Source organism: Pragia fontium DSM 5563 = ATCC 49100 (assembly GCF_900112475.1).
Lineage (GTDB): Bacteria > Pseudomonadota > Gammaproteobacteria > Enterobacterales > Enterobacteriaceae > Pragia > Pragia fontium.
Map to the genome: position 1 here is coordinate 337,533 of NZ_FOLW01000001.1, position 24,838 is coordinate 362,370.

The following is a 24,838-nucleotide window of genomic DNA, read 5'->3' on the forward strand; positions in this document are numbered from 1 at the left end:
TATCCGCTTTATAACGCGGATATGATGAGAGGATTAAATAATGAACCGTAGAATTTTCTTAACAAAACTGGCCGCCGCCGTTGGTACCCTTGCCGCTACCCGAGTCATCGCCCAAACCCACAATATGGGGGGCAATATGGCTGGTCACGACATGGGTAATATGAATATGTCAGGCCATAATATGGGTAATATGAAGATGGGCGAAATGCACGGTGGTGGCCTGCTTCCTGAGTCGGCTCTACCTCAAAACCTGCCGCTGCCCGATCTGAAGAAACTGATTAACACCAGCAGTCAGTCTAATTATTTTAGCGCTACCCTGACGGCAAAACCGGTCAAATTACAGCTTACGCCGGAACTCAATACTGAATTCTGGGCCTATAACGATCAAATTCCCGGCCCGGCGATTGAAGTATTTGAAGGGGACACCGTTGAAATTACCCTCAAGAATGAGCTCCCTCAGGCAACAACCATACACTGGCATGGTTTGCCAGTTCCTCCCGATCAGGACGGTAATCCTCAGGATGAAATCGCACCTGGCGCATCCCACACTTATAAGTTCACCTTACCTGAAGGCTGTGCCGGAACATATTGGTACCATCCTCACGGTCATAACACCGTGGCAGAACAGGCATTTCGTGGGCTGGCCGGCGTATTTATCGTCAAACCTAAACAGGATCCGCTGGCGCACATTCCGGTGCAAAACTGGTTGATGTCCGATCTAAAACTATCAAGCGATGGCCAAATTGCAGATAACTCAATGATGGACTGGATGAACGGCCGCGAAGGCCAATTTGTGCTGATTAACGGCGCATCCAAGCCACAAATTACCCTGAACCAAGCCACTCGGGCACGTATCTGGAATGCCTGCTCCGGCCGTTATCTGGATTTAGCCCTGAATGATGCCGATATCTACGTCATCGGTACCGACGGCGGCCTGCTGCTGAAGCCACATCAGGTGAAGTCACTGCTACTGAGCCCGGGAGAGCGTGCAGAAATTCTTATCGTTCCACGTAAATCGACCCAACAAAACCTGAAGGCTCTGGCCTACAATCGAGGCAAAATGGGCAACGTACCGGAAGAAGTCACCCGTGATCTGGCCTCTATTGTGATGACTCAGGATAGCCTACCTACCCTGCCAGAACAGTTGAGAGCATTACCGCTCCTCGGTCAACCAACCGCAGTGAAGAAGTTGGAATATACCGAGACCATGGAAATGGGTAAAGGTATGAATTTCCTGATTAATGGTAAAAAGCATGATATGAATCGGATCGATCTCACCAGTAAATTAGGTGAAGTAGAAGAATGGGAAATCTTTAATAACTCCCATATGGATCACAACTTCCACATCCATGGAACGCAATTTACCATCATCAACCATCAGCTCAATGGACAAGTTCACCAACCGGAATACATCGGCCATAAAGATACCATTAACCTCAAACCTTATGAGAGGGTGCGTATCAAAATAGCTCAACACCATAAAGGACTGCGCATGTACCATTGCCATATTCTGGAACATGAAACGCTAGGCATGATGGGACAGTTAAATGTGATTTAACCGACATCAGTTTGGTTAAATTAAAGAGCCCCCGAAGGATAATCCTCGGGGGTTTTCTTTCAGCTGTTATTGAAATATTCCTCCGGCCGTTTTCTCGATTCACCTCACAGTTCAGTCAAAAAACAATCAATTTCCCGAATAACAGTTGAATTATTGACTGTCTCCTTATATGTTTCTGTAACGGTTCACTAAAACGTTACAGAAGAATTTTTATCATCACAAAAATATTAAAGAATCAGCACCACTCTCTCTGACCCTACAAACCTTTAGAGAGAAATAAAACTTATAAATCAATAAAATAAAGACTAAAGGTAAATTATCATGAACCATAAAATTCATCGCTCTTTACCCCAAATCATAACCTGTACCTGCTTGGGGTTAACCCTGTCTGCTGGCGTCGCTGTTACCCATATTGCCCATGCTGCGCCGACCCTTTCTTTACGCGTCTATTCCTCATTACCGGCGGATGAAAACTCAGCCCACTATGTCTGGTACCAGCGTTTTCAAAACAATATTGATGCTAACGACAAACTCAAGGGCAAAATCAAACTCAACTATTTTCCTAATGGAATGCTCGGTAAAGAGGCGGATGCCACTCAACAAGTACGCATTGGTGCCATTAATATGATGATTTCTGGCACCTCAATTTGGGCCACACTGGTACCGGAAGTCGGTGTGTTGGATTTAGGCTATCTGTTTAAAGACTATGACCATGTTGGCCGAGCGTTGGACGGAAAACCAGGGAAAACCCTGTCCGATATGATGATGGATAAAGCCAACGTTATGGTTCTCGGCTATGGCTACAGCTTGGGTGCTCGCAACGTTTATACCAAAAAAGAAGTCAATACTCCGAACGACCTGAAAAATCTAAAAATTAGAGTGTTACCGGTACCAAATTTCATCGCTACCCTAAATCATATGGGAGCCGTAGCGATTCCTATGCCCGGTGGTGAGGTTTACTCCGGCCTGCAAATGGGCGTCATTGACGGTGTAGAACACGATGCCGCCACGGTATTTGCCAGCAAATATTATGAAATAGCCAAAAATGCCACTCTGACCCAGCACATCTACAACCCGGTGATGATTGCCATGAATAAATCCTCTTTTGAAAGGATCCCGACCGAGCTACGCGCCGATGTTCTGGCTGCCGCGGCAGAAGCCACGGATTACGAGAGAAAGCAGTCACAGTCTATGGAGCAGAAAGCCATTAAGGAACTCGAGTCCAAGGGCGTGGTGTTTAAGGCTACCGACCGAGATTACTTCCGCCAACAGGTTCAATCGGTCTGGAAGGGCTATATGGCTAAATATCCGAATACTAAGGCCATCGTTGATGATATTACCGCTGCCGAAAATAAGTAATTAACCAAACACCGTCATGTAAGAAACAACGGTCAGGCATAGATGTACCGTATATCTATCGCTTCGAGCATGCCTGCGCCGTTATTTCGCCAACAAGAGGTACATTATGTCCGAATCCTCGATTATCGAAAAAGACATCGGTCAGCACGGGACACATGATGCGATGGAGAGCAAACCTCAAATGCCATCCAAAGATATTATCGTGTTAAGCAAACTCAGTCGATGTCTGACAAAAATCACCGCCGGCGCTGGTGCTCTGGTGCTGTTTATCAACGTCGTCGTGGTATTTACTTCGGTTATCTGGCGCTATGCGCTGCACTCACCGCTGCATTGGGCGGAAGAAGTGGCTCGCGCCCTGATGATTGCTCTGGTGTTCTTTGGCGTGGCCACCTCCACCGGACGCGGTGGCCATATTGGCGTCGATCTGTTTTTACGCTTCCTGCCCGACTATGCGCGCCCTTACGTGGTGCATGCCAGTCGCTGGATACTGGTTCTGGTCTCCGTTGGCTTAGTCGTATCGAGCTTTAGTCTGGTGGAAGCATCACTGCTACAAACCACTGAAACCGGTCTGCCACAGGTGATCTATGTTGCACCAGTATTTATAGGTTCCGCAGTGATGCTGGTTGCGGCATTGGAACACGCTTTCCGTGAAAGAGCACGAGTGGTACTGATCAGCGCACTGGTTATCGCCGGTTTGGCCGTGGCAGGCTACATCAAGTTATCGCTAATGAACGATCCGTCTTCCGCTGCCGCTATTCTAATGCTGTTCTGCTTTGTGGTCGGTATTTTGGCCGGGGTGCCTATTGCCTTCACTCTGGGTATGTCAGCCATGGTGTTCTTTATTTGCGATCCCTCTTTACCATTTGTGTTCTTTTCCCAGCAGGTTGCCGCTGGCGTTGACCACTTTGTTTTACTGGCTATCCCCTTTTTCTTGTTGGCTGGAGCAGCGATGGAAGTCAATGGGATGTCGACCCGTCTGGTAGAGTTGATTGTACGCGGCATGGGCAAATTCCGCGGTGGTCTGAATATGACGACCGTGCTGGCCATGGCCTTCTTCTCCGGGATCTCTGGGTCGAAACTGGCCGATGTTGCCGCCGTCGGCGGTGTACTCATGCCGGCAGTGCGACGCGCTAAGCAGGATGGAGAGGAAGCCGCTGGCGTATTTGCCGCTTCCGCCGTCATGGCTGAAACCATTCCTCCCTGCGTCAACCTGATTGTGCTGGGCTTTGTCGCCAATATTTCTATCGGTGCCCTGTTTATCGCCGGTCTGGTTCCTGCCGCCTGTCTACTGGTGCTGTTACTGATCGCTGCCAATATCTTTGGCCATCGGATTGATATCTCAGCAGCCTACCCCATCCTGCGACCACGTAAACAGCTGCTGTTAGGCGCAGCCGTTGGCCTGATTATGATCCTGATGATCGGTCGCGGTGTGGTAGCAGGTATTGCCACTTCAACCGAAATCTCCGCCTTTGCCGTGGTCTATGCGCTGGTCGTTGGTCGATTAGCCTTTGGTGAGTTGACGCTAAAGGCTACGGTTAAGCTGTTTGTGGATATTGCCGCCATGTCTGGCGTGCTGCTGTTTATCGTGGCCTGTGCCACCAGCCTCTCCTATGTGCTAACGATTCAGATGATCCCACAAATGATCGCTGAACTGCTGGTCTCGATTGGTTTCAGCTACGGCGCATGGCTGTTCCTGATACTGACTATCGTGATTCTGATTATCTTTGGTGCCGTGCTGGAAGGTGCGCCAGCGTTGATTATTTTCGCCCCGATTTTAGTGCCCATCGCTATCCAATTGGGCTTTGATCCGCTGCACTTCGGCATCGTGATGATTCTGGCCATGGGCTTTGGCTTGTTCTCACCACCAATTGGCCTCGGGCTTTATACCACCTGCGCCATCTGCGGTGTAGAGATGAAGAACGTGATTAAGCCAATGGCAAAATATCTGGCGGTGGTATTGGTCGGCATTATCGTGGTGGCGCTACTGCCAATCATAACCGTTTGGTTACCAAGAATAATGGGCTACTAGTTCTGGAATATACCGCGTTATCAACAAATAGAAATGTTTTCAATACGTTAATAAAAAATAGAGGTTTACCCATGTTAAATGAATTAAACGGCAAACGCGTTCTGATCACTGGCTCTACCGCCGGTATCGGATTGGCCACCGCAAAACTGTTTTTACAATATGGCGCTCAAGTTGGTATCAACGGGCTGTCCACCGTTCTAAGCCAAACAACATTAACCGAGCTGGATAAACTACCGGGTGAGTATGCCATTTTCCCTGCCGATCTCACTCAATCCGCCAACTGTGAAAAACTGGTCAATGATTTCGTTCATCGCTTTGGTGGTATGGATGTATTGATTAACAACGCTGGTGGCCTCGGTGGTCGCAGCAATCTGGAAAATATCGACGATGAGTTTTATGACAAAGTGATGGATCTCAATGTGCGCTCGCTACTGATGACCACCAAATTCGCCATTCCACACCTGCGGGAAGCCGCTAAAACCAGCGGTATCACTAGCACGGTACTCAGTACCGGTTCTATTGCCGGGCGCGACGGTGCCGGAATTGGCGCAGGCATCTACGGCAGCGCTAAAGCCTGGGTTCATAACATTCACCGTAACTGGGTTAAAGAGTTTACTAAAGACAATATTCGTTTCAATATCGTTTCTCCCGGCAGCATTGATACCGCCTTCCATCACGGTAAGAGTGAAGAAGTACTTGCTACTATGCGTAATTCAATCCCGATGGGGCGTTTTGGAACCAGTGAAGAAGTGGCACCAACCTATCTGTTTTTAGCAACGCACGCCTTCAGCGGCTATATCACCGGCCAAATTGTCGACGTAAACGGCGGCCAGATGGCACCATAGCCATCACATTGTCCCGACCGTTGAGTTATAAAACGGAACGGTCGGAAATATAAGATACTTACAAATAAAAAACCTTTAGAATCATTGATCAAAATGGATCGGTAGTGGGAAATATCATGGCAAATATTCGGGATGTAGCACGTAGCGCAGGCGTATCGGTCAGTTCAGTCTCCAACGTTCTTAATGGGCGAACCGATCAGATGCGTAAAGAGACCCTGCTGCGTATCGAAGCCGCCATGGTTGAACTGAACTATCACCCCAATCGTGCTGCCCAGCAATTGAAAACCGGGCAGGCTAAAATGATTGGTCTGCTGGTTCCCTCCATTGTTAACCCTAGTTTTGCTGCGCTGGCGCGAGAAGTCGATCTGGCCGCCAAAAACAATCATGGCTACCGTGTTCTACTGGGAAATACTTATCGTCAGGAAGATGAAGAACAGGCTTTTCTGAACGATTTGATGTCCCACGGCGTACGCGGGGTGATTGTGGTATCCAGCTCGATTGAAAAATCCCACTTTGCCGAAGCGGCTCAACGCGGTCTGACCATGGTCAATTATGATGGTAGCTCGGTTAGCGGATCGGCAACCAACGACATGCTGTATGACAGCGTATCCATGGATAACCGACAGGCGGGGCGTATTGCAGCCCAGTATCTGATCGATCAGGGCTGCCGGGAAATTGCCTTCGTCACTGAGGCCAGTCGCACCGTCAGTCGCTCCCATAAGATTGAAGGCTTTCTGGCAACAGCCGCCGAAAATGGCCTGAAAGATCATAGTCAGGTTATTGAGGGCAAAGCGCTGACCGCCTATGGCGATACGGAGATGGCCGAGCTAGGCCACCATCTGGCGCAAACCATCAGTCGGTTGGAGAAACGACCTAACGGCATCGTTGCCATCAATGATGTGTTGGCGATTGGTTTGATTGCTGGTTTGCGTAGCTTAGGCGTGCGGGTTCCTGAAGATATCTCGGTCGTAGGTATCGATAATATTTCACTGTCGGGGCTCATTCATCCGGCGCTAACATCCGTTGCCCCACCGCTGGCCGATATGGCCAATACCATGGTGGAACGGCTAATTACCCGTTTAAATGCGCCGCAGACAAATGCTGAAGAGTTTTTATTTACCCCAACGTTAGTCATTAGAGATTCAGTGATTAAACGAAACGAATAAACTATCGCTCAACGCCCACCAATACGGGCAATGTGAACTTTTCACGGCGATTAAACAGCAGTAAACCGGATATCCAGGCCGATATTTTCCTCTTATCAGCCGGGGTTTGTATGACCTAAATTTAGCGTGGAGCTAATTATGACAACCTCTTCTTGCAGTTATTGTCATCCTGAAAATGAGTTTGTACTGTGGCGCGACGAACAGTGTCGGGTACTGTTGGTAGAGCAAACCGACTTTACCGGCTGGTGCCGCGTAGTGTGGAATCAGCATCTGGCTGAATTAAGCGATCTAGATGAGCAGCAACGTCACCGTATCATGCAAGTCGTTGCTGAAGTAGAACACAATATCCGTAAACTGATGGCACCGAAAAAGATCAATCTCGCCAGTCTGGGTACCGGCCTCCCTCATCTACACTGGCATATCATTCCTCGAAATGAAGACGACAGCCACTTTCCAGAACCGGTTTGGTGTCAACCGCTACGCCCGGGAGTGGTTCGCCCATTGGCGAAAAACTTTGTCGATGAAATGAAAAAACGCCTAAGTGCAGCACTATAATTTTTTAAATACCAATAACGCCTTCTTATATCGATGTTGTACTGGCCCAGTACCGATGCTGAGCCAGAGTAGTAAACAGACCGGCGTACCAGCAATACACCGTGTTTGTTGATGTTGTCGTAAGCTGTACCGTAGTAACTGAAGCTACTTTGTTTGTTACCAGCAATGCATGTGCCGATGTTACCAAAGTCGTACCGTAGTCAGCGGTGGCCGCAAGGCCACCCTTTTAGTGATTATTTTCCCACCAATCAGGTGATTTTTAAGGGATAACGCTTGCGCGGTGTTCTTGGGCAGGTATAATGCCAACGTTTTCCGCATTCTACTCTGTGCCTGAGTGGCGAAATCGGTAGACGCAGTTGATTCAAAATCAACCGCCTTCGGGTGTGCCGGTTCGAGTCCGGCCTCAGGCACCATTTAATGTCTATAGATGTCTCAATAAGTCTATAACATAATGAAAAGTAGAGTAAAAATCATAGGTACATTCCATTAGCGTCCGACTACGTCTATTGACAACCATTCTTTTTGGGGGTCATATTAGGGGTCAGGATAATATGATCATGGAGTGTTCTACATGCCGCTAAACGATACTCAACTTCGCAATTTCAAGCCTAAAGAAAAATTATATAAGAGAGCTGATGGTCATGGCCTCTACATCCTAGTAAATCCTAACGGTTCAAAACATTGGTATCGTAAGTATTCTTTTCAAGGAAAAGAAACTCGAGCCTCCTATGGTCGATATCCCCAAATCTCTTTAGCTGATGCAAGAAAAATGCGTGATGCTGATATAGCCCTCTTGGCAAGAGATATTAATCCTAATGCCGTTCGTCAAGATAAAAAAGAAGCACAAAATATAGATAATTCTTTCGAAGTTATCGCAAGAAGATGGCACTCAACTCAAAAAAAATGGTCTGCAAACCATGCGGCAAGAGTTTTAAAAAGGATGGTATTTACTATCAAAAACTGTCATATGTGACAGTTTAAAAAAATATCAAATAGTATAGAATCATTGAGTTTTCTAAAAAATATAACCAAATATAAATTTATAATTGCAATAAAATTAAAAGAATATTTTTATATTCTGGATTTAGCCTTAAAGATACTATATTAATTATTAAGGAAAATAGATGAGCCGTGTAGATTATTTTTCTTGGCCAAAAATGTCCCTATCTGTATCTAATTTAAAATTAGATAGAAACAATCCTCGTATTCCGCCTAATATCCCTACCCGAACCACGAAAGAAATTCTTGAATATCTAATTAAAAATCAGGAAGTTAAAGACATAGCGGACAAGATAGTACATAAAGGATTCATTCCTCACGAACCAATTTATGTAACTAAAGAGAAGGATAGCTATGTGGTTTTGGAGGGAAACCGTAGAGTATCAGCACTTAAATGCTTATTGGATCCATTACTTTCCCCGTCTTCTCAACATAGGTATTTCCAACGATTACATAATTTAATGAGCGGAAATCCTATAGAAAAAATAGATGTTATTGTTGCCCCGTCGCGAGAAGAAGCTGAAGATGTTCTATTTGAATTACATACAGAAAGAAAAAAAGAATGGAGTAGGCTACAAAAAAATGCATTTATAGCGAGGGCAGCAGTTCAAGAAGGTGAGACCATAGAGCAGATCGCTGAAAGATTCAATGTTAATGTGACAGATATACAAGCTGCTGTAACTGAACATTATTTAAGCAGTTATTTAATTGAATTGGACTTACCATCTGATATAGAGGAAAAAGCCCTCTCAGAAAAATTTCATATATCAACTTTAGGAAGAATCGTTGGAAACTCTACATTTCTTGAATTTGTAGGCATGCGCATTGAAGGGACAACACTAAAAACAGATATTCCTACATTTAAGTTTAATAGCCTCTTGAAGAAAATTGTCACAGATATCATTGAAAAGAAAATTAACTCACGAGTATTGAACGATAAAGAAGCAATTTCATCATATATAGAAAAGATATCTACTTTATTACCGGAAACAGGTGAAAATATCACACCAGTAAGCTTTTCTTTATATAAAGGAAATTCTCCTCCAGTACCTACACCTCAGCCTAAAAAAACTCGTTCAAAAACAGAGATGTTAATACCTAAGGGTAAAATCTATGAAACGGGTAATATAAAACTTGATATCCTTATTAATGAAGGACAAAAGATTCAAGCAGGTAAATATATGTATTCATCTGCATTTTTGTTGCGTACTATTCTGGAAATGACAATATTAAGAATTTTCGAATCTCAAGGTAAACTTGAAATTTGTCTTAATGATAGGCAAAGAACGCACAATTTATCTCAAAACATAAAATCCTTAACTAACCGGCCACAATGGTTCCAAAATCAAGCTCATCTTAATGATTTATTATCATTTATAGCCAAGGATAGTCCCCGCTGGGTTTCTTTAGAAACATTAAATCGTTACGTACATGGGGAATTTACAATCCCAGATAAAGAAATGCTAACTGCTATATGGTTGATCATTGAGCCATTAGTGCTAATGTGTAATAAAGAATGCAATTAAAAAGTACAGCTATTATGGTTATCTACATGATTTAACTGTAATATACAATATAATCTATCAATTTTTATAAGCTACACTATATCTATGTCAAGAATAGCGTCACCTTTACGTTACCCTGGAGGAAAATCCTCGATATTCAAGATGGTATCGAGGATTATAGAGCATAATAATCTAAATAATGGCTATTATGCAGAACCTTACGCAGGTGGGGCGGGGCTGGCCTTGTCATTGCTATTCAGTGGAAATGTTAACAAAATATACTTAAATGACATTGACCGCTCTATATGGTCCTTTTGGTACTCCATCTTAAATCATACGGAAGAGTTTATTGATAGAATCAGGGAAGTAGAAATCACTCTTGATGAATGGTACTGCCAGAAACATATTCAAGAAAATAAAATGACGGAGAATGAACTTGACTTAGGCTTTTCTTCATTCTTTTTAAACAGAACAAATAGATCTGGAATAATTTTAAAAGCTGGTCCAATAGGTGGATTTAAACAGAATGGAAATTATGATATAGATTGTCGATTTAACAAAGAAAACCTCATAAAAAGAATATTAAAAGTTGTTGCTCATAAAAACCAAATTGAGTTGCATAACTTAGATGCAACTCAATTCATAACGTTATTAGATAAAAAACTGACTCAAAATAATGGGTTATTCTGTATCGATCCTCCATACTATGAAAAGGGCGAATCATTATATACAAATTTTTATAAACCTAATGACCATAGTTTATTAGCTAATTCTATTCGAAAACTAAGTCGCCCATGGATATTAACATATGATAATTCAAAAAAAATCAAAGCACTATATAATGAATTTGAGAAATATAATTTTAATTTAAGTTACTCCGCAGCAGATAAGAAAAAAGGTACTGAACTTCTGATTATTAATAGAAATATAAAAGTACCAGTGGAAATGAAAATGGAAATCTTATTTGATATAGAAGAATAAATATTAATTTTAAATTCATATAGATATATCATATAAATAGATATTTTAATAAAGTATCCGTAGAAAACACTTACATTTATCTTTTACGCCCGTAACCAGAAATGCTAAACTATAAAAGTGAGTTTGATAAATATGAGACAATATATCATGAAACATAATAAAAACATGCAGTTATGGCAGTCAGAGTTAGACGATTCTGATGAAATCGGCATGGCTTATTGGGTTGAAAAAACGAGAAATGACTTCATATTTAAACAAATAATTGATACCCCTGCATTTGAACGTCTCTATGACATTTCATTTTTAGGTGCCATTGACTATACATTTAAAAATAAATTGTCCAAAGAAAATAGAAATAGGGCTACACATTCAATCTACGTTGCATCATTAGCAAATTATATTGCAACAAATAGAAATTATGATGACGACCTACGTATAAACATAGTTGTAGCTGCTTTATTACATGATATAGGACACCTTCCCTTATCTCACAGTGCTGAGCCATATGTAAAAAAAATGTTTGGTTATGGCCATCATGAGTGTGGAGAAAAAATAATAAATGGCGAAGTAAAAATTGCGAATGAATTAAAATTAATACTGAATAAGTACTGTTGTTCAAGTTTCATTAAGAGCCTGTTAAATAATAATATCTCTTATATCGATGGCGGAGATCTTTTTAGCAATAAGATTAATATTGATACTATTGATGGCATCTTGAGATGCTTAGAATACAAAAGTAATAATAACTTAAATATTAATAGAATGAAAATAGCTAAAGCTGCATTTTTAGATCTGACGAATGAAAATTCATCATTTAATGAGCTTGATACCTTTTGGAAGGGAAAAGACTGGATATATTCCAGCTTCATTAACACTGACATTGGAATTATATCAGATAAGTTTAGCCAATTATTTTTCGAAGATGAAAATAATGTAGAAATAACTATTGATGATATGTTTTCTAATGAGTCAATATGGAAAAGAAAATATAGTCGGATGTTTAATATATTCAAAAAAATAAAAAATAATGAAATACCCGAATGTATTTTGAGTCAAAAATTTGACATAACATCAAGAAAATACACCGTACATCCTGATGAATATAAATTTTCAGATAGATATTCTTATACCAAGTTATCAAAGTCTATTGAGATAAATATTGCCCCCACTGACAATAACAATGTACAACTCAATTTAGAACTTATGCTAAATTATGAAGGGAGATAGATAAATGAACATAAGTTACAATAATTTTATAAAAGAATATAAGTCAATTAACAATGCAAATATTTACAGCCTAAATAAAATAGACATCCTAAGAAAAGAATTAGAAGATTATGTTAATAAAAACATATCAAATAAAGAATTCGCTATAATTACCACAGGATCATTTGGCAGAAATGAAGCTTCCGAAGAGTCAGACCTTGATTATTTTATAATTTGTAAAACAGAACCTATTTCTACCGAATTAGAAAAATCACATTCCAAGAATATAGAAAATATAATAAAAAAACACATTAAAAAATCTGAAGGTGATACAGGCACCTTTGGTTGTGAAGCTATTGTTACAATTAACCAGCTACGTAGAAATATAGGTGGTACATCCGATTCCAATCAAAGCCTGACAAGAAGAATGCTATTTTTATTAGAAGGAAAATCATTATATGGTGATAGCTACTTCAATGAGTTTAGACATTCTATCGCCAAAACATATATAAAAATCAAAAGCAAAAGACAAGCCTTACCTAAATTTTTACTTAATGATATTATTAGGTATTATCGAACTATAGCTACCGATTTTCAACATAAAGTATCTGAAGCCAATAAGCCTTGGGGCCTAAGAAACATTAAACTTCGTTTTTCAAGAAAAATACTTTATTTTGCAGGAATAATTACCGTTGCTGAGAGTACGAAAGCTAAAAATGAAAATGAGAGAATTGACCACATATTAACATCATTGGAGAAACCAGCATTATTCAGATTATTTTTTGAATTAAGTAACCATGAAGAAGAAAAAATAAAAGAAAAATTACGCGAATTATTTCATATCTACAATTTTTTTCTCGAAAAGATAGAAAACCCTGAAAATAGAAAACAGCTTGAATCAATTACTGATAAATCAGAAAGATATAATTCCAGCATATATAAAGAGTTAAGTTCACAGAGTAACCAATTCTCAAAAGTATTATTTGATATTATTAAATTGAAATATGATCAAGAACACCAAATCCATCACTCATTGGTACTTTAGAAAATTAATTTTACGATAAAGTTTGTGTTACTTATGTGATACAAGCTTTATTATTTTTACACCTATAAATATAGGCCCCTCAATGATAGCTTATTTTTCACACGCTATCTTTATGATAAATAAATCATATTTAATAAATTAGAACGATTTATTACGCAAAGTTGACTCTAATAAAGTATTATCCTTGGGTCTTTCTAACGGTATACTAGTCTATGAAAGACTAAAAATATCAATTTAAATCAATTGATTATGAAATCAACGCCCATCAATAGACAAATGTTACAGGGTTTAAGCTTTGCTATTCATATTAAGCTATTAAGTACCTGCTCATGATAAAAATTAGAGAGAACATTCTATCCCAACTACAAAACTTAGGGCTAAGCAATCTTGAAGGTCGCCCCTATGACTGTTCGTTTGAATTACTTGCAGCTCCAAAAGAAAGAAAACGTCTTATCATGGTTGGTTTTAATGGCTCATTAGCAGACAAGGAACAAACAAATGCTAAGGCAATACAAGATTCCTTTCATGAACCTCAATTATCAAATATTCAAAATGGATTAAATGGCGCTTGGGGGCCTAAAACTCTTGCTAATAGATTAAAATCCTTAACAGAATGTTTAGGCTTTGATGTCGAAAACACTATCTATACAAATGCTCTGCTACTCTGTTCCCAAAATGCTTATGAAATAAAAAGAGCGGCCGAAGGGAAAATTTTAGGTGACTTAAACGGCCTCATTGACGGCTCAATGAAATTTTTCTCTGAAGTAACAATTCCACTATCCCAGCCAGAGCTCATAGTTGCTTACAGCAATGGCCTTAGCTCACTTTCTGCCACTAAAATACTTCTTGATACCTTTGGGTTAAAAGACACTTTTCATGAAGAGCAATCATCCTCCTACTATACAACCTATAGCTTTCTCGCAAGATTTGGAGATTTACATGTACCAGTTGTCGGCATTAGGCATATGTCACGATTTAAACCTAAGAGCGACTTAATAAGATCAGCATGGAAAGTTCAGCAGGGCAAGTTACAACAACTCCGTGGATAAATTTTAAAAATCACGAAAAGCAGCGATTCACATGGTAAATTGATTTTTAATGCAAATTTACTAAAATCCATTAAATTCAGTAAGTAACCTTCAGATACAATTAGCAAAAACAGGGGCAAATAAGGGGTCTTAAATATTTTTATAAATTTAATTTTATTATATATCAATATCTTATTTAAAATATCGAGTCCGGCCTCAGTACCATTAAACGTCTTTTTTATGTCTAAACTCCCAATTCCATCCCCCTAATCCCCCTTAACTCACTCACATTAATCTTCCCCCTCTTCCCCCACCCCATTAAAACCTAAAAAAAAGGGGCGTAGCCATTCAGGCCACACCCCTTATTCTTATTATAACCCTAATTAAAAATGAACTTTTACCCCCAGCGTCACGGAGGTATCGCTATAACCGTTATCACCCAACTGCTGCGCGACGTTACTCCACAGGCTAAGATTCTGGTTCACTTGACCTTCAGCACCCAGTTTCAACTCACCCACATGGCGGCTGCCGGACTGTTTCACTTCAACACCGTCTAATACCGCCCCTGCTTGTTGGCTATTGTGCAGCCAGTTCGCTTCCGCATAGACCGTAAACAGTTTGTCAGTGCCTTTGTCCCCGTCACTCACACCGTCACGGGAGACTTTCAGGCCCAGGCGAGTTTGCACATTATCATGACCCGACGACGCCACTTTGGTGCCGCCCGCTTCAATATGGTCATCGGCTTTAATCCCGTTCCAGCTAATCTGACCTTGTGGCGTAATAAACACCTCGCTGTTCAGACCCTGATATACCGATAAACGATAACCCGCTTCCAACGAAGCACTGAAGCCATCCATCTTGTAGGACTCTTTTGCCATACTCTGACCGTTCACTTCTGCATCCAACCAGCTGTACTGCAGCCAACTGTCAACATAAGCCCCGTTCAGGGTCTTCGCATCCTGATACCAAGTGCCGTAGAGGCCGGTGCTGTAACCGTCAAGAGTACTGTTAGCTTTGTAACCGGTTTTCTTGCTGTGCGTCTTGCCGTCCGCTTTACCGTACGCCATCATCACACCTAAACCGAATTGGTCTGCGTCAGTAAACTGCGTACTCCACACTTCACCCCCGCCCTGCACCACATAGCTGTTTGTCGCAGTCTGTAACTGGCCGGTGCTGTCGCGATGTTTATTGCGTGAACCCACCTGACGTAACCACAGGCTGGAGTTTTCTGCCCGACCTTCACGATCCGCTAACCGCAGGCTAAACAGATGACTCGCCGCGGCCATATTCGCCATATAACCCCCGGCTTCCGGGCGATAGATAGAAGGGTCTGGATTAAGCGAACTTAATGATGAGCGCAGATACCAGTTTCCATCGTCCGGTGTGCTAATCGCACCCTGATACAAGAAGTAGTCATAGGCTCCGGCCACCGCACGCCCACTTAAGGTAAACTGCGCGTTAGAAGTCCCCGCGACATCAATCAGCTTAATTCCATCGGACGTTTGAGCCCCTTCACCGCGGGCACTTCTCACCATGATATGACTCGTTCCTGCCGTGTTGCCGGTAATGCGCAACATATCGGTGGCGGATGCATCATCATCCAGTGTGGTATTAAAGATAATTGTGCTGTTATCGGTACCGATATAGTCACCGTTAATCGTAAACTCACCATGCCCCCCGCCCGTTAAGGCGTGACCCATAATCAGATTACCGCGGTTAGTCACATTCCCGGTCACGCTACCGTAGCCACCCAACGCACCCTCTTTTTCAATCGTGACATGACTGTTTAGATTTGCAGTTGTGGCCGCGCTTTGTTCACCGCCAATTAACAGCAGGCCGTTCTCAATACGGGTCAAACCGGCGGTAACGTTATTCGCCTCCAGTTGCAGCGTACCGCTGCCTTTTTTCACCACGGTACCGCTGCCGTTCACGGTACTGTCCAGCGTCCACAAACCAGCGGTATCGATAGCAAAGGTGCCGCTGTTATGAATGGTGGCGGTGCCTAACTGGTTTTTCTCTGTCGCGGTTAAGGTGGTGCCAGCTTGGGTCATAAAGGTACCGCTGTAGTTGGTGTTATTGCCACCCAAATACATATCTGCGGCATTAGTGAGTAACGTTTCACCATCACCGTTCAGGCTATTCAACAACGTACCTTTAGCGCTATCTAAGTTCAGCGTGCCTTGAAGATGAATGGTGCCCTGACCTAAGCCCTGCGGTTGAGTCAATCGCGCCGTCGCCCCACTGTCAATGGTGGTCATTCCGGTAAACTGGCTACTGTTCTGGTTCAAGCTTAAGGTACTGCCCGTCAGGATAAGGTCTCCCTGTCCGGTGAAGGTGCCGTCACTCTGTCCGCCATCGGTGATCGTTAATTCACCACCGTCCAGGTTTATCACACTGTCGACCATCGCCGCCAGTGAGCCCAGAGTTTGGCGATTACCATTCAAGTCCAGTCCAGTTCCGCTTTGCATATTCAGTAAACGAGTTTGACCCAGACCGTTGTTCGTGATCAGTTCAACGTTACCGCTGTTCAGATGAGTCGTCCCGGTATAATCACTGCTGGCATTACCGATTCTGGCGGTGCCGTTGGCATTGATGGTAAAGCCGCCATCGCCGGTCAACTTGGCCCCTAAGCTATTATCCAGCGCATAGGCATTGGTCAATATCACCGACTGATCCGCAAACGCGTCTATCTGTGTTAAACCGTAGCCCAGATACAGGCCGTCCTCTTTCACCGAGCCAAAGTAGTTATAGTGGGCATTGCCAACCGTTGTCCCATTATTCACCAGACCAATAGTGGTATCCGGCGCCACCAGAGCCCCATTAATGTCGGTCAGTTCAATCTGCGTGCCAACGCCGTTAACGCGGTCAGTGGCATTCACCACCACATCAATCACCTCATCATCCTGATCAAACAACGAATCCCCGGTAACCGGAATAGGGTTCGGTAAGTTAGCGGGGGTGAGGATGGCAAGGTTACCGCCGCCGGTCACATCCAGTGTCTTCACCGTCAGCACCCCTTCCGGGCGGTGATTCAGGCTGCTGAACGCCACTTCTAACTGACCGCCGTTCATGGTCAGTCCGCCAAGGATTTGCTCACCCACCAGTCGGGCACTGCCCAGCTTACCCGCCCCGCCGTTCAGCTGTAAGGTGGACTGCGCCAGAGTCTGACTCGCCTCGGTATTCAGCGTAAAGTGCCCGTTATCCAGAGTCAGTTGACCGGTAAAATCACCACCGGCAGAAGAGGCATTCAAGGTCAATGCCTGCGCCTTGTCAGCCAGACTCACCCACAGTTCACCGCTACCGCTCAGCTGACGGCTGAAGTCCACATCCGCCGCCGTATCCACGGATTGCAGGATAGACAGCCTCCCGTTCGCCCCCAGATGCACCTCACCGTTAGCGCTGGCCAGGTTATCTATACTCGCCACCTGTAACGTCCCACCAGTCACGCTAACGTTGGCCGTATTGGCGCTGTTGTCACCGGTCCAGATCAGGGTGCCGTCACCGGCTTTGCTGAGGGTAGAAAGACCACTACTTTGGTCATCCCAGCCGCCCATACTCGCCGTCACGCCGCTGTCCACGATCACGCGGCCATCTTGAACCAGCGTCACATCACGCGTGGAGGTTAAGTCGGCGGTGATCTGTAAATCGCCGCCGTTCAATCGGGTCAGGTTGTCGGTGCTACCCAGATTGGCATCGGACGATATCGCCACTGTCCCGCCCTGAATATCCGTCTGGCCGGTATAACGATTGCTGCCACTGAGCGTTAAGGTGCCACTGTTTTGTTTAATCAGCTCCCCCGTTCCACTGACGATAGCCGCCAGTGTCATGGCGGCACTATTATTAACGATAACCTGATTGGCGTTCTTCACCTCCGTGGTCGCCCCCAGATTTTGAGTCTCATTCACGGTTAAGGTCGAGGTGGCATCAATGTCCATCACACCGGCAAAGTCACGGTTATTCCCGCTCAGCGTCACTTCACTGCCGTTATGGCTGTTCAGTTGTCCGCTACCGGAAAGCTCATTGGCAAAGGTGCCGTTCACCGCGTTCAGCGTGACCTTTCCGTCGGCCAGCACCTGACCAGTACCCAGTGCCAGCACATCATCGAGTAGCGCCTGCGCTCCGGCCTTCACCGTGGTAGTCGCACTCAGGTTGGCGTTGGCCACCGTGACTGTCAGCGTCCCCCCGGATACGGTTAAGTCACCCTCGCCGGTTAAGGTACCGGACGCCATGCCGCCGTCGGTCAGTGTTAAATCACCGCCGTTCAGGTTCAGGGTTGAGCCCGCTTGCCCGTCCAGTGCCCCGATGGTCTGCGTCTTGCCGTTGATATCCGCAGTCGTTGTATTCGCTAAAGACAGTTTAGAGGTCGCCCCGAAGCCGTTATCCGTCCCCAGTTTGACCGTACCGCTTTTCAGGTCAGTCACACCGGTGTAACTATTGTCTAAGTTACTCAACGTCAACGCATCTGCGCCGTTACCGGCCTGAATACCCAAGTCGCCGCTACCGGTCACTTTAGCGGACAGCTGTTTCTCGGTACTGTGATCGGTATTAATCACCAGTTTATCAGCACCGCTACTCAATAAATCCAACTGGGTCAGACCGTAACCAACGTACAGACCATTGGCCTGCCCCTCATTATCCGTGGTGGTTAAGCGGTAGTTGTAATGCCCCTTCGCCGCCTGAATGCCGTCCTGATATATCGTGGTGCCGGTGGCATGACTAATCACCTCACCATTTTCATCGATGAGCACCAAATTGCCGGCCCCACCCACTACGCTAGCTGCGGTCACTAACTGCACCAAAGTCTCGGTTTGCTGGTCTAATAGTCCCCGCGTCTGCCCCTCGGCAGGCGGTACCACTGGCGGTATGCCATTGTCGATAAGCGGGTGCTTCACCTGCACCTTACCCTTGCCGCGGGCATTTAACGTCTCGACCTGAATACGGTTAGCCGACACCGTATCGCTGGGAATACTGACGCCAAAATCAACCGTACCACCATTAAAGGACAGGCCGCCAATCACCTGATTGCCGGTTCCCACGATCGTGGTGTTCTTGTCCATCACCGACAGCATGGCCTGAGTCAGTGCGGTGGTGTTAAACCTGGACAACGCAAAGTCCGTACTGTTCATATGAACGCGGCCGGTGAACTGATGGCCCACATCGCTGCCAAAATCAAACCTCGTCCCCGAGGTCACCTCCACCAGACCACTGCCGCTCAGCGCATGATTCAGGGTATAGGCACCTGCCGGCGTCAAGACCAGTGACGAACGACCATCAATGGCAATATGCCCCACGCTGGTTGCGGTCTCCCCCATCTGGATCGCGTGTCCTGTAATAAATCTCGCACCACGTATCAGGTTCAGCTGGTCAAAATGTTGGATATCCGCGGTATTGTCCAGCGCATACTTAGCACCGTCAAAAGTCAGCTGGTCATCCTCGCCCCCCTTCCCCGCATCCAGTTTGTCAAACGTGGCGACGTCTTTAATCACCACAAAATTATTACCACCCGCACTCGCCGTCATATTGTCAATGTGAGCCTTGTCGGACAGTATGAGATGATTATTACCGGTACCCAACGCAATGTTCCCTGCCACCGCTTCACCACGGAAGGTCAGCTCGCTGTGACCGTCGCCGGTGGTGATATGACCAGTGGTTGAGTCGTCAACCGTCAGCACATTATTGCCGTCACCTAAGGTCACGTGGCCCACCGTGGACGCCCCTTTCACCGTCACCGTCTGAGCCTTATCTCCGGTCAGACTAATCTCACCGCGCTGTACTGTGCCCGCCGATGCCGTCAGGATATTCGCCCCACCGTGCGCCTTGATATTGCCGGTCAGTTGACCGCCGGTCAGATTTATCTGGTTATCACCGAGGGCAAAATCCAACAGACCCCGTATCTTGCCGGTGTTAGTTAAGGTTTTATTGCCGCTATGGGACATGGCAATGGCGGTCATCTCGGCCGAGGAAGCCTGAATGGTGCCGCTATTGCTAATAGTGTCCGCATTATGCACATTCAGGACATTGCCGTTGGCTACCGTGGAATCAGAGATTAACTGCCCTGAGTTCTCCACGCTTTTCGCTCCGCTGACGTCTATCGCAGAACCACCCGTCGCACTGGTCACATTCACGCCGATAGCCGTGTTCACGGAACGTTGCTGACCATCCAACGTCGCCTTCATCCCCACGCCCTGGCCCGCGACATTCATCACTAAGTTAGCCGAATCAGATAAGTCGATATCCGAGGCCACCGCGCTGCCGTTTTCATTTAAATACAGAATACCGATGCCGTCGGTCACATCAATCGCGCCTGAATTGGTTTTCGCCAACGACGCGCCGGTTTTGATACCAATACCGGTTCCACCCAACTTAATCCGGGTGTTATCCAGTGTAATGCCCTGAATGCCCGCCACGTTATGAATACCAATACCGCTGGCGTTAATCCCGCTCATATCAATCAGGCTATTGGCTACGTTCAGGCTTAACGCGCCTTCGCTCAGCAAAATACCGTCTGCCGTACGGTCAGCCTTAATGGTGCCCGTGCCGCCGGAAACCGCACTGAGGTTCAACCCCGCCCCCGCATCGATATGAATCGCCGCTTTACCGTCAACCGCTTCAATGGTGCCGGCATTGACTATCGTACTGTCACGACCTTGAATATGAATGGCCGTCCCGTTGGCCTGAATATTGCCGCGATTCACCACGTGACCGTTATTTAAGTCTATTGCCGTATGCTCGCTGCCGACGGATAAATTAATATTTCCGTTATTGTCTATTACCCCGCCGTTTTCCGCTAAGAACGCAGTTGAACCGCGGCTGTCCGTCACCGACGTCACGGTGGCGTTATTTTCCACCCGGCTACCCTGGCCGGTCGCTTTACCCACAATCGCCTGATCACCGCTGAGATGAAAAGCCGCCCCGGCAGCAATGACCGCTTTACCGGCATTTTCAGCCAGCACACCGGTGGCGTTGGTGCCGATAGTCAACTGACTGCCCGACGCCAGTTTGGCCTCTGACCCTGCGCCCTTAACCCGAATACCTGAAGTGATTTTATGACTGCCTGCTTTGCCCGACAGGTTTAGATTCAGCACCCCATCCATGGTCGCCCCGTTCGTCACATAGAACATGGTCGCGCCATCGCCATTGACCTGCGTCTCCGTGCCGCCAGCCTGAGTGATAATTTGAGAGCCGCTGCCGTCGACCCAGAAAGCCACCTGATCGGTGTTATTGCTGTCAAAATTCACCGCCACCTTATCATCCAGCGTCACGGTGCTGCCCCCGGTCGCCTGAACCCCTACGCTACCGGCTCCCTTTAGATTCATCGCCGCCGTATTGATGCCATCACCGATGGTGACAGACACCTGATGACCATCGGCCAATACGCCAGTGGTTCGAGTAGCATCATTTACTCCATCCCAACTGCCGTTTAAGGTCAGGTTACCGGTTGAACTCAGTTTGGTCTCCAGAGTACGCGCCGAGGCCTTCAGACCGACCCCGCCTTGACCCGCTAACGTGATATTCCCGCTATTGGCGCCCACGGCCCCTTCTTCAACCTGAATACCCGTGGTGTTGTCGCCGCTAAAGGTAATATTGCCCGAGTTAGTTAAAGTGGCTAAATTACGCGCAATGTAGCCGACAACGCCGTCTAACGCAGAATGGAGATTGGCACCAGCCGTCAGCGAAGTGGCCTTTTTCTCCGCCTCCGTTATGCTCTTCTTGGCACCAGTCAGGTCATACCCTTGTCCATCCGCAATACCGGCTATCGCCCCTTCGCCGGACAGGTTAATGTTGGCCGTGTTGCTGATAGTGCCGGTCGCCCCCCCTTCGATTAAAAATCCGGTGGCATTTTTACCGTTAACCTTGACGGTCATGCCCCCGGAATCGACGGTAGTCCCGCTGCCGGTCGCCACAATAACTTGGGCATTATCGCCAGAAGCGGACATGGTCGAGGTGGCCCCCGAGGCACCGGTAAAGGCCGCACCACCGTCAAGGCGCATCAGGGTGGAGTTGTTGGTGGTGACGTCCTGAGTACCGGTACTGGTGTTATTGATTTTCGAGCCAGTACCGTAAATGTAGAAACCAATCTGATTCTCACCGTCAGAGAAGTTGACTTTACCCTGACCCGATAAACTGATGGCGCCCTTATCTCTGGCATGCACACCAATGGCGCCATTCCCTTTGAGATTAACGCTGCCGGAAATATCAATCAGGGAATTTAATCCCTGCGACCAGACGCCATAGTTGCGCAAGCCGGTTGAGGGGTCGGCACCGCCGGTCACGTTAATCTGACCGCTGGACGATACCTGCCCCCCAGAGAGGGTTTTAATCCCAATGCCATTGATGCCCTGAATATCAATCAGGCCGGTGTTGTTGATGCCCCGGGCATTATTCTGAGCATAGATACCGATGTTCTCTCGCGGGGTAAAAGCGCCGTTATCACCGTTGCTCAACAGGGTAATGGTCCCACTGTTGGTCACGTCATGCGTACCGGCTACCAAGGCATGGATGCCCGCAGAGCCTTCAACCTTGGTGCCTAAGACAATGTGCCCCTGATTCTCCACCTTGCCGCTGATACCGGTATTAATCCGAATGGCAGAAGATCCAGGTTTGACATACACCTCACTGCCGTCCACCGCCCGACCGATATTGATGACACCGCTGGCACTGTTGGTAAAATTACCCTTAGGCTCAATCCTTACCCCATACACGCTGCCAACGGTCTCTCGCCCCTTATTACCTTCAGTTATCCCGATATTCATGGTGCCATGATTAATAGCACTGGCATAGTGAATGACTGTTACCCCCCAGGCTGTACTATTACCAGAGGAGGTACTTGACCAGAATTGAGGTCGTATATTTAATGTTCCGTTATTAGTAAAGACACTATTCAGACCTAATATTCGTACACCATATCCTGGTACGCCGTTAGCTAAACCTGTCGTTAACGAACCATTATTAATAAAATGAGAACCTGAAAGCACCGTTGCTGTGTATGTAGAGGTATCTATTTCACCGTCGTTAATTCCCGTCGCGCCGTTGGTGAGTCGAAAGACCCCCGCATTTTCAGAACCTGCACCACGAATATCGCCGCTGATCCGCCCGGTTGCCGCCAAACGTACCGTGGCCTTATCACCATTAGCCATAAATACCGTGGTCACCCCGACCGGCTGAGTTAAAATAGGGTCAACCCCGACGGGGACTCGATTAATCTGGTAGTAGCTGGATGCGGTGGTATAAGCTTTCGCCAACTCGCTATCATAGCGGGACGGGGCCAACTCACCGGACTGCATTTTACCAATCAACCATTGGTTATAACGCTGTAGTTCGCTTAACGACGTAACGGTGGTAGCCCCTCCGTTAAAAGCAGTAAAACTACCGGCATAAGTGGTTTTTTTCGCTGTCGCGGTTTGAGTTGACGCACTGGCATAGTCAGGCTCGGAAGGTAAATTTATCGTATTTTTTGAGTGCCAATTGGCGGTCGCCGCCTGATTAGTCACTGTACTGTCTGCATACACCAACTGACTATCCCGATGGGCGCTACTGATAGTCAGCCCATCGGCATAAATATCCGCCGTGCCAGAGTTCACAGTCACCAGTCGGGTCTGATAATAGATACTTAACGGCCCGGTGCGAGCGACGCCATAACCACCAATAGAATGACCACTCTCAAACTCCTGAAGGTTACCGGAGTTATAGACGGAAACCACGTTACTGGCGTTAGTGATGGGGTCAATCACGGTGACGCTTTGGCTCTTTACTCCCAGTTCAACATAGGTGTCATCGTCAGGCAACAGGGCAGCATTAATGTAGCCTGCATTAATCAATTCGTTGACAGTCCTAAAAGTGATATAGCTCCCAGGCGCAGAACGATAAGACTTAGGTCCATTAACGCGATAAGTCTGACCATCCGAAATCGTCACCGAACCAGCGCCACGATTATTGGTAGCAAATGACCACGCTGAATCTAAATCACAGAGCAATGAGGCGGAATTACACTGGCTGGCGGTAGCCGATGTAGCTAACAGGGTGGTAAGTGCTAATGCCGTTAATGTTTTCGAGGTCGCACTTTTTATTTTTCCGCGCCCTAATTCAGAGGTCACCACCCACGCTCCCAACGTGCTATTCCAAATAATACGATAAATTTTATTCATGCCAATTTAATTCCTTTTCATATTGGTTATTTATATTGGTTAGCCAACTAATCTGTTGGATTAATATTTTCAAGATAAGTAATGATTCAGCGCGGTACTATTCACCTAATAAAACAGGCGGCTCACACTTACGAGTATTTGGAATATAATATCACCAAAACCAAAGCGCCCAATATAATAGATCGAGATAATACAAATAACAGAATCATTAATCTTAAAACAGCAATAAATCAAATTAATCGATCGACAAAAAGATAAAAATCAAAATTAAAGATCTAAAATAAAGAAATATATGTATTTACTTATGGTCCATTAATAACCATCAATTCACCAATTAGTTAGCTCCATTATTAGTTAACGCCATTAAACATTAATTATTAAATAATATTTATTTTCTGATATTTTTTAAATTCAAAG

The 24,838-nt window shown here is 45.5% G+C and carries 13 protein-coding genes and 1 tRNA gene; 13 read left to right on the plus strand and 1 reads right to left on the minus strand.

All coding sequences use genetic code 11. The features are described 5' to 3' along the window. Nucleotides 1-40: 40 nt before the first annotated feature. The 13 genes from BMZ28_RS01545 (at nucleotide 41) to BMZ28_RS01605 (ending at nucleotide 14,297) form a co-directional block, all read left to right on the plus strand. Complete coding sequence (locus BMZ28_RS01545; protein WP_074820252.1) at nucleotides 41-1,558, plus strand: multicopper oxidase family protein; 1,518 nt, start codon at nucleotides 41-43, stop codon at nucleotides 1,556-1,558. A gap of 321 nt (nucleotides 1,559-1,879) precedes the next feature. Continuing rightward, entirely contained in the window at nucleotides 1,880-2,917 is a 1,038-nt protein-coding gene (locus BMZ28_RS01550; RefSeq protein ID WP_074820253.1) for a TRAP transporter substrate-binding protein, read from the plus strand. A gap of 106 nt (nucleotides 2,918-3,023) precedes the next feature. Continuing rightward, nucleotides 3,024-4,946, plus strand: coding sequence for a TRAP transporter large permease (locus BMZ28_RS01555; protein WP_232036586.1), 1,923 nt, complete (start codon nucleotides 3,024-3,026; stop codon nucleotides 4,944-4,946). A gap of 71 nt (nucleotides 4,947-5,017) precedes the next feature. Then, entirely contained in the window at nucleotides 5,018-5,791 is a 774-nt protein-coding gene (locus tag BMZ28_RS01560; protein ID WP_074820254.1) for an SDR family NAD(P)-dependent oxidoreductase, read from the plus strand. 116 nt (nucleotides 5,792-5,907) lie between these two features. Next, on the plus strand, nucleotides 5,908-6,957 hold the full coding sequence (locus BMZ28_RS01565) for a LacI family DNA-binding transcriptional regulator (RefSeq protein ID WP_074820610.1): 1,050 nt from the start codon (nucleotides 5,908-5,910) through the stop codon (nucleotides 6,955-6,957). A 138-nt stretch (nucleotides 6,958-7,095) separates the two neighbouring features. Next, nucleotides 7,096-7,512, plus strand: coding sequence for an HIT family protein (locus BMZ28_RS01570; RefSeq protein ID WP_047780008.1), 417 nt, complete (start codon nucleotides 7,096-7,098; stop codon nucleotides 7,510-7,512). Nucleotides 7,513-7,840: 328 nt separating this feature from the next. Then, nucleotides 7,841-7,925, plus strand: a tRNA-Leu gene (locus tag BMZ28_RS01575). Between the two features lie 158 nt (nucleotides 7,926-8,083). After that, a complete protein-coding gene (locus tag BMZ28_RS01580) occupies nucleotides 8,084-8,485 on the plus strand; it encodes a tyrosine-type recombinase/integrase (protein WP_074820256.1) in 402 nt (133 codons plus the stop codon). Nucleotides 8,486-8,636: 151 nt separating this feature from the next. Beyond that, nucleotides 8,637-10,037 (plus strand): LysM peptidoglycan-binding domain-containing protein, encoded by a 1,401-nt coding sequence (locus tag BMZ28_RS01585; protein ID WP_074820258.1) that lies wholly within the window; start codon nucleotides 8,637-8,639, stop codon nucleotides 10,035-10,037. Nucleotides 10,038-10,121: 84 nt separating this feature from the next. Continuing rightward, nucleotides 10,122-10,997, plus strand: a complete 876-nt coding sequence (locus BMZ28_RS01590) for a DNA adenine methylase (protein ID WP_074820261.1) — start codon at nucleotides 10,122-10,124, stop codon at nucleotides 10,995-10,997. A 147-nt stretch (nucleotides 10,998-11,144) separates the two neighbouring features. Next, nucleotides 11,145-12,224, plus strand: coding sequence for an HD domain-containing protein (locus BMZ28_RS01595; RefSeq protein WP_169052201.1), 1,080 nt, complete (start codon nucleotides 11,145-11,147; stop codon nucleotides 12,222-12,224). Nucleotides 12,225-12,228: 4 nt separating this feature from the next. After that, nucleotides 12,229-13,248 carry a nucleotidyltransferase domain-containing protein gene (locus BMZ28_RS01600; RefSeq protein WP_074820266.1) on the plus strand — a complete coding sequence of 340 codons (1,020 nt, stop codon included), beginning with the start codon at nucleotides 12,229-12,231 and terminating at the stop codon, nucleotides 13,246-13,248. Nucleotides 13,249-13,577: 329 nt separating this feature from the next. Then, nucleotides 13,578-14,297 (plus strand): hypothetical protein, encoded by a 720-nt coding sequence (locus BMZ28_RS01605; RefSeq protein ID WP_074820268.1) that lies wholly within the window; start codon nucleotides 13,578-13,580, stop codon nucleotides 14,295-14,297. A gap of 362 nt (nucleotides 14,298-14,659) precedes the next feature. On the opposite strand, the gene BMZ28_RS01610 is transcribed toward BMZ28_RS01605, so the two are convergent. Next, complete coding sequence (locus tag BMZ28_RS01610; protein WP_074820270.1) at nucleotides 14,660-24,421, minus strand: autotransporter outer membrane beta-barrel domain-containing protein; 9,762 nt, start codon at nucleotides 24,419-24,421, stop codon at nucleotides 14,660-14,662. Nucleotides 24,422-24,838: the final 417 nt, after the last annotated feature.